Origin of the sequence: Acinetobacter proteolyticus (assembly GCF_000367945.1) — a bacterium.
In the GTDB taxonomy this organism is placed as follows: Bacteria; Pseudomonadota; Gammaproteobacteria; order Pseudomonadales; family Moraxellaceae; genus Acinetobacter; species Acinetobacter proteolyticus.
This window is the reverse complement of sequence record NZ_KB849178.1, coordinates 360,827-367,500: the sequence shown is the minus strand read 5'-3', so window position 1 is coordinate 367,500 and position 6,674 is coordinate 360,827. Positions and strand designations below refer to the sequence as shown.

At 45.0% G+C, this 6,674-nt stretch carries 4 protein-coding genes, 2 tRNA genes and 3 rRNA genes (1 of these 9 cut by a window edge); all 9 read left to right on the top strand.

Annotated elements, in window-relative coordinates; translation table 11 throughout:
- Positions 1 to 19: ribosomal RNA gene (locus F993_RS16715) — 16S ribosomal RNA — on the top strand (it extends 1,519 nt beyond the left edge of the window).
- A gap of 59 nt (positions 20 to 78) precedes the next feature.
- Positions 79 to 155: transfer RNA gene (locus F993_RS16720), tRNA-Ile, on the top strand.
- Between the two features lie 55 nt (positions 156 to 210).
- A tRNA-Ala gene (locus tag F993_RS16725) sits at positions 211 to 286 on the top strand.
- Between the two features lie 377 nt (positions 287 to 663).
- Positions 664 to 3,555, top strand: a 23S ribosomal RNA gene (locus F993_RS16730).
- 159 nt (positions 3,556 to 3,714) lie between these two features.
- A 5S ribosomal RNA gene (gene rrf / locus F993_RS16735) occupies positions 3,715 to 3,829 on the top strand.
- Together the 16S, 23S and 5S rRNA genes with 2 tRNA genes alongside form the textbook arrangement of a ribosomal RNA operon.
- Before the next feature lie 91 nt (positions 3,830 to 3,920).
- The gene (locus F993_RS16740) at positions 3,921 to 4,313 is read left to right on the top strand and encodes a putative signal transducing protein (RefSeq protein ID WP_004652572.1); all 393 of its coding nucleotides are present in this window, start codon (positions 3,921 to 3,923) and stop codon (positions 4,311 to 4,313) included.
- Positions 4,314 to 4,402: 89 nt separating this feature from the next.
- Entirely contained in the window at positions 4,403 to 4,750 is a 348-nt protein-coding gene (locus F993_RS16745; protein ID WP_004652571.1) for a GFA family protein, read from the top strand.
- A 22-nt stretch (positions 4,751 to 4,772) separates the two neighbouring features.
- On the top strand, positions 4,773 to 5,336 hold the full coding sequence (locus F993_RS16750; RefSeq protein WP_004652570.1) for a DUF4256 domain-containing protein: 564 nt from the start codon (positions 4,773 to 4,775) through the stop codon (positions 5,334 to 5,336).
- Positions 5,337 to 5,471: 135 nt separating this feature from the next.
- Positions 5,472 to 6,635, top strand: a complete 1,164-nt coding sequence (locus F993_RS16755; RefSeq protein WP_004652569.1) for an acyl-CoA dehydrogenase family protein — start codon at positions 5,472 to 5,474, stop codon at positions 6,633 to 6,635.
- Positions 6,636 to 6,674: the final 39 nt, after the last annotated feature.

The window sequence follows — 6,674 nt, the reverse complement described above, 5'->3', positions numbered from 1 at the left end:
CGGCTGGATCACCTCCTTAACGAAAGATTGGTGACTGGTAAGAATCCACAACAAGTTGTTCTTCGAAGATGTATCTGAGGGTCTGTAGCTCAGTTGGTTAGAGCACACGCTTGATAAGCGTGGGGTCACAAGTTCAAGTCTTGTCAGACCCACCAAATCTGATTGCAGTAGCTTGGATTGAAAGATATGTCGTTCATTAAGTGATAAGCTGGGGACTTAGCTTAGTTGGTAGAGCGCCTGCTTTGCACGCAGGAGGTCAGGAGTTCGACTCTCCTAGTCTCCACCATACATTACGAAGTAATGTAAAAAACGAAAGTTAAATTCCAAGATAGCTTATAGAATTTAGTAAGTAGATAGCTTATTAAGTTCTGTGATTTATCACAGTTTACTACGCACCGACGAGGTGGTAGTTAATCATTAACAGATTAGTAGAATTGAGTCTGAAATAAATTGTTCACTCATTCTTTGATTTAAACGTTTCGATGTTTAAGTTGAATGAAATGAGAACTAGCAAAAACACTGAATCAAGCGTTTTGGTATATGAATTTAGATTGAAGCTGTACGGTGATTAAGTTCACGAAACAACAAGCTGTATGAATTAATGTTTACATTGATTCTGTTGCTACACCCACTTGTAGGTGTAACGACTGTTTGGGGTTGTATAGTCAAGTAATTAAGTGCATGTGGTGGATGCCTTGGCAGTCAGAGGCGATGAAAGACGTGATAGCCTGCGAAAAGCTCCGGGGAGGCGGCAAATATCCTTTGATCCGGAGATTTCTGAATGGGGGAACCCACCCGCTATAAGGCGGGTATCATAAGCTGAATACATAGGCTTATGAAGCGAACGAGGGGAAGTGAAACATCTCAGTACCCTTAGGAAAAGAAATCAATTGAGATTCCCTTAGTAGCGGCGAGCGAACGGGGATCAGCCCATTAAGTTATGTGTGTTCTAGTGGAACGCTCTGGGAAGTGCGAACGTAGAGGGTGATATTCCCGTACACGAAAGGGCACACACAATGATGACGAGTAGGGCGAGGCACGTGAAACCTTGTCTGAATATGGGGGGACCATCCTCCAAGGCTAAATACTCCTGACTGACCGATAGTGAACCAGTACCGTGAGGGAAAGGCGAAAAGAACCCCTGTGAGGGGAGTGAAATAGATCCTGAAACCGCATGCATACAAGCAGTGGGAGCCGACTTGTTCGGTGACTGCGTACCTTTTGTATAATGGGTCAGCGACTTATATTCAGTAGCAAGGTTAACCGCATAGGGGAGCCGTAGAGAAATCGAGTCTTAATAGGGCGTTTAGTTGCTGGGTATAGACCCGAAACCAGGCGATCTATCCATGAGCAGGTTGAAGGTTGGGTAACACTAACTGGAGGACCGAACCCACTGTCGTTGAAAAGCCAGGGGATGACTTGTGGATAGGGGTGAAAGGCTAATCAAGCCTGGTGATAGCTGGTTCTCCCCGAAAGCTATTTAGGTAGCGCCTCGGACGAATACCATTGGGGGTAGAGCACTGTTTCGGCTAGGGGGTCATCCCGACTTACCAAACCGATGCAAACTCCGAATACCAATGAGTACTATCCGGGAGACAGACTGCGGGTGCTAACGTCCGTAGTCAAGAGGAAAACAATCCAGACCGCCAGCTAAGGCCCCAAAATCATAGTTAAGTGGGAAACGATGTGGGAAGGCATAGACAGCTAGGAGGTTGGCTTAGAAGCAGCCACCCTTTAAAGAAAGCGTAATAGCTCACTAGTCGAGTCGGCCTGCGCGGAAGATGTAACGGGGCTAAAACTATGTGCCGAAGCTGCGGATTTGACTTTAAGTCAAGTGGTAGGGGAGCGTTCTGTAAGCCGATGAAGGTGTATTGAGAAGTATGCTGGAGGTATCAGAAGTGCGAATGCTGACGTGAGTAACGACAAAACGGGTGAAAAACCCGTTCGCTGAAAGACCAAGGGTTCCAGTCCAACGTTAATCGGGGCTGGGTGAGTCGACCCCTAAGGCGAGGCCGAGAGGCGTAGTCGATGGGAAATTGGTTAATATTCCAATACTTCTGTGTAATGCGATGAGAGGACGGAGAAGGTTAAGTCAGCCTGGCGTTGGTTGTCCAGGTGGAAGGTTGTAGGCATGTATCTTAGGCAAATCCGGGGTACTCTATGCTGAGAACTGATAGCAAGCTGTACTTGTACAGTGAAGTGGCTGATACCATGCTTCCAGGAAAAGTCTCTAAGCTTCAGTTACACAGGAATCGTACCCGAAACCGACACAGGTGGTCAGGTCGAGTAGACCAAAGCGCTTGAGAGAACTCTGCTGAAGGAACTAGGCAAAATGGTACCGTAACTTCGGGAGAAGGTACGCTGCTGACGGTGATGGGACTTGCTCCCTGAGCTATTGGCAGCCACAGAAACCAGGCCGCTGCAACTGTTTATTAAAAACATAGCACTCTGCAAACACGAAAGTGGACGTATAGGGTGTGATGCCTGCCCGGTGCTGGAAGGTTAATTGATGGGGTTAGCGTAAGCGAAGCTCTTGATCGAAGCCCCAGTAAACGGCGGCCGTAACTATAACGGTCCTAAGGTAGCGAAATTCCTTGTCGGGTAAGTTCCGACCTGCACGAATGGCATAATGATGGCGGCGCTGTCTCCAGCAGAGGCTCAGTGAAATCGAAATCGCTGTGAAGATGCAGTGTACCCGCGGCTAGACGGAAAGACCCCGTGAACCTTTACTGCAGCTTGACATTGAACTTTGACCTTACTTGTGTAGGATAGGTGGGAGGCTTTGAAGTACGAACGCTAGTTTGTATGGAGCCGTCCTTGAAATACCACCCTGGTAATGTTGAGGTTCTAACTCTGCCCCGTAATCCGGGGCGAGGACCATGTCTGGTGGGTAGTTTGACTGGGGCGGTCTCCTCCTAAAGAGTAACGGAGGAGTACGAAGGTGCGCTCAGCGTGGTCGGAAATCACGCGTAGAGTATAAAGGCAAAAGCGCGCTTAACTGCGAGACCCACAAGTCGAGCAGGTACGAAAGTAGGTCTTAGTGATCCGGTGGTTCTGTATGGAAGGGCCATCGCTCAACGGATAAAAGGTACTCTGGGGATAACAGGCTGATACCGCCCAAGAGTTCATATCGACGGCGGTGTTTGGCACCTCGATGTCGGCTCATCTCATCCTGGGGCTGAAGCAGGTCCCAAGGGTATGGCTGTTCGCCATTTAAAGAGGTACGCGAGCTGGGTTTAGAACGTCGTGAGACAGTTCGGTCCCTATCTACCGTGGGCGCTGGAAATTTGAGAGGATCTGCTCCTAGTACGAGAGGACCAGAGTGGACGAACCTCTGGTGTACCGGTTGTGACGCCAGTCGCATCGCCGGGTAGCTATGTTCGGAAGGGATAACCGCTGAAAGCATCTAAGCGGGAAGCCTACCTCAAGATAAGATTTCCCTAGGAATTTATTCCTCTAAAGAGCCGTTCGAGACTAGGACGTTGATAGGTTGGGTGTGGAAGCACGGTGACGTGTGAAGCTGACCAATACTAATTGCTCGTGAGGCTTGACTATACAACACCCAAACAGTTGTTGTATTCAAGATAAATTCAATACATAACTTGATTTAGTGTCAAAACTAGTTACAATACGACTCGATTAAACTAATCCGTTAATAACTCTTTCGGTACTAAGTGGCAAAAAACGTAAGACCACCCAAAACCAAAACAGTTTGCTGGCGACAATAGCAAGAGTGAACCACCTGATCCCTTCCCGAACTCAGAAGTGAAACCTCTTAGCGCTGATGGTAGTGTGGCACTTGCCATGTGAGAGTAAGTCATCGCCAGCTTTTAAATCTAAACACCCTCAACCAATGGTTGGGGGTGTTTCTTATTGGGTAAAATTTTATATACTAAATCTTTATTGATCGGCTTTCTGATATGACTTGGATCGTAGTACAAAGCTTTTCATTTCCTTATGAAGCTCAAATTGCCAAAACTCAGTTAGAAGCAGCTGAGATTCCAGCGCGTATTGAAAATGAACATACCATTAATATGGATTGGCTTTACTCCAATGCTTTAGGTGGTGTGCGACTGTTAGTTCCTGAAAACTATGCAGAAGAAGCTAAAGCATTACTTGCTCAAGATTTTAGCCAAGAATTAGAACAACAATTTGGAGCAAGTGAAAGCTGTCCTAAGTGTGGCAGTACCGATATACAACCTTATACGGAAGGAAAACGGCCTGCTTATCTGGTTTTTCTATTGCTTGGTTTTCCGCTCTTTTCGTATAAAAATGGAACCAAGTGTCGACAATGCCAACATTTTTGGAGTTAAGCTTACATAAGCATTGATTAACAGAACCAGATTTGAACTTATACACGGTATCCTGTAAAAATAGATAAAAAATCAAAAAGGAAAAAAAGATGCAATATAAAGGAAGTTGTCATTGTGGAAAATTAACCTTCATTGCGCAGGGTGAACTCACTGAAGCATTATCATGTAATTGTTCAATTTGCCAGAAAAAAGGTTCTTTACTCTGGTTTTTACCTCAGAGTGAAGTTGAGATTACTGTGGAAGAGGATGCTCAGGCGACTTATCAATTCAATAAGCATGTGATCGAGCATCATTTCTGTAAGGTCTGTGGTATTCACCCTTATGCAATCGGTGTAGATCCTCAAGGGAATACCATATGTGCAATCAATGTGCGTTGTATTGATGATCTGGAACTGGAAAGTATCAAGATCAATCACTTTGATGGTCGTTCGGTATAACCTCAAAATCTAGAGTATAAAAATGACCAAGAATAAAAAGTTAGACCTTGAACAGGTTGCAAGGCTATTCGACATCTTAAAGCAGCGCTTTGAACAAAATATGCATCGTCACAAAGACCTGAATTGGTCTGATATTGAAGATCAATTACAGCAGCAGCCAGAAAAGTTATGGTCACTCCATCAAATGGAAGAAACGGGTGGAGAGCCAGACATCCTTGTATTGGATGTAAAGTCACCAGAAATAATCTTTTATGATTGTGCCGTAGAAACACCAAAAGGGCGTAGAAGCCTGTGTTATGACCGTGCCGCTTTAGACGCACGTAAGGAACATAAACCTGTAAATAATGCGGTTGATGTTGCTGAAGCCATGGGAGTCGAATTACTTACAGAAGAACAATATAGGCAGTTACAGGCAATAGAACATTTTGATTTAAAAACCTCGAGTTGGGTCAAAACGCCTGAGGATGTAAGAGCTTTAGGTGGCGCAATTTTCTGTGATAGTCGTTATGGTCGGGTTTTTACTTATCATAATGGCGCTCAATCTTATTATGCGACGCGTGGATTTCGTGGCCGATTAAAAATATAGTTTTTATGCTTTATTACAGTTTTTGACCTATTTTTTTAACTTTTAATTTTGCCAAGCGCTTGCTTGGTTTTTCCGGTTTTGCTAATTTAGTGCTCATTCAATAAACAATGATCAATAATTGCTAGGAAGCAGAATATGCACCTTAATCCTTTGTACTATAACGAGCAACATCTTGAATTTGCCAAGAGTATTCGACGCTTTGTTGAAAAGGAGATTTCGCCTTTTATCAATGAATGGGATGAATGTGAAACCTTTCCGCGAGAGCTGTATAAGAAAGCTGCAGATATTGGTTTGTTGGGATTAGGCTTTGAAGAGCAGTATGGTGGGATTGCGGGTACAGATGCATTTTATACGTTATTATCTTCGATTGAGCTCGCAAAATGTGCTTCGGGTGGCTTAGCTGCTTCTTTACTGTCACATACCATTGGTGCACCACCAATCCAGCACTTTGCCAATGACGAAATTAAAGCTGAAGTACTCCCTCAAATTCTATCGGGAGAAAAAATCTCGGCCTTGGCGATTACGGAGCCAGGTGGTGGATCAGATGTCGCTTCGCTTAAAACCAAGGCAGTACGAGACGGTGATTATTTTCTAGTCAGTGGTGAGAAGACCTTTATCACTTCGGGGATGCGAGCAGATTATTACTCGGTGGCAGTTCGTACTGATCCAAATGCGAAAGGGGCAAACGGTATATCCATGCTGCTGATTGATGCGCATAGTGAGGGAATCACTAAAACCAAACTGGATAAAATGGGATGGTGGGCATCCGATACCGCGCATTTGCATTTTGACAATGTCAAAGTGCCTGCCAGCCATTTATTAGGCCCGGAAAATATGGGCTTTCTGGTGATTATGAATAACTTCAATATGGAGCGTTTTTTCCTTGCTGCCAGTAGTTATGGCTTTGCCCTGACTTGTTATGAGGAAGCACTGGATTGGGCACAACAGCGTCAAACCTTTGGCAAGCGTCTGGTCGACCATCAGGTGATGCGTCATAAGCTGGTGGACATGGCGACTCGATTGACCGCAACCCGTGCTTTACTCGAAGATACAGCTTATCGCTTGGGCAAGCCTGAATTGCAGGGTAGTGAACTGATTGCCCAGATTTGTATGTTGAAGAATGTTGCCACTCAAACCATGCAATTCTGCGCCGATGCGGCGGTGCAGACACTCGGAGGAATGGGCTTTATGCGTGGTACGAAATCCGAACGTATTTATCGTGAAGTGAAGGTGAATATGATTGGTGGTGGTGCAGAGGAAATTATGAAGGATTTAATTAGTAAACAGTTGGGTTATTAAACTCATTTCATACTTGATTAAAAGTGCGGTCAAAACACC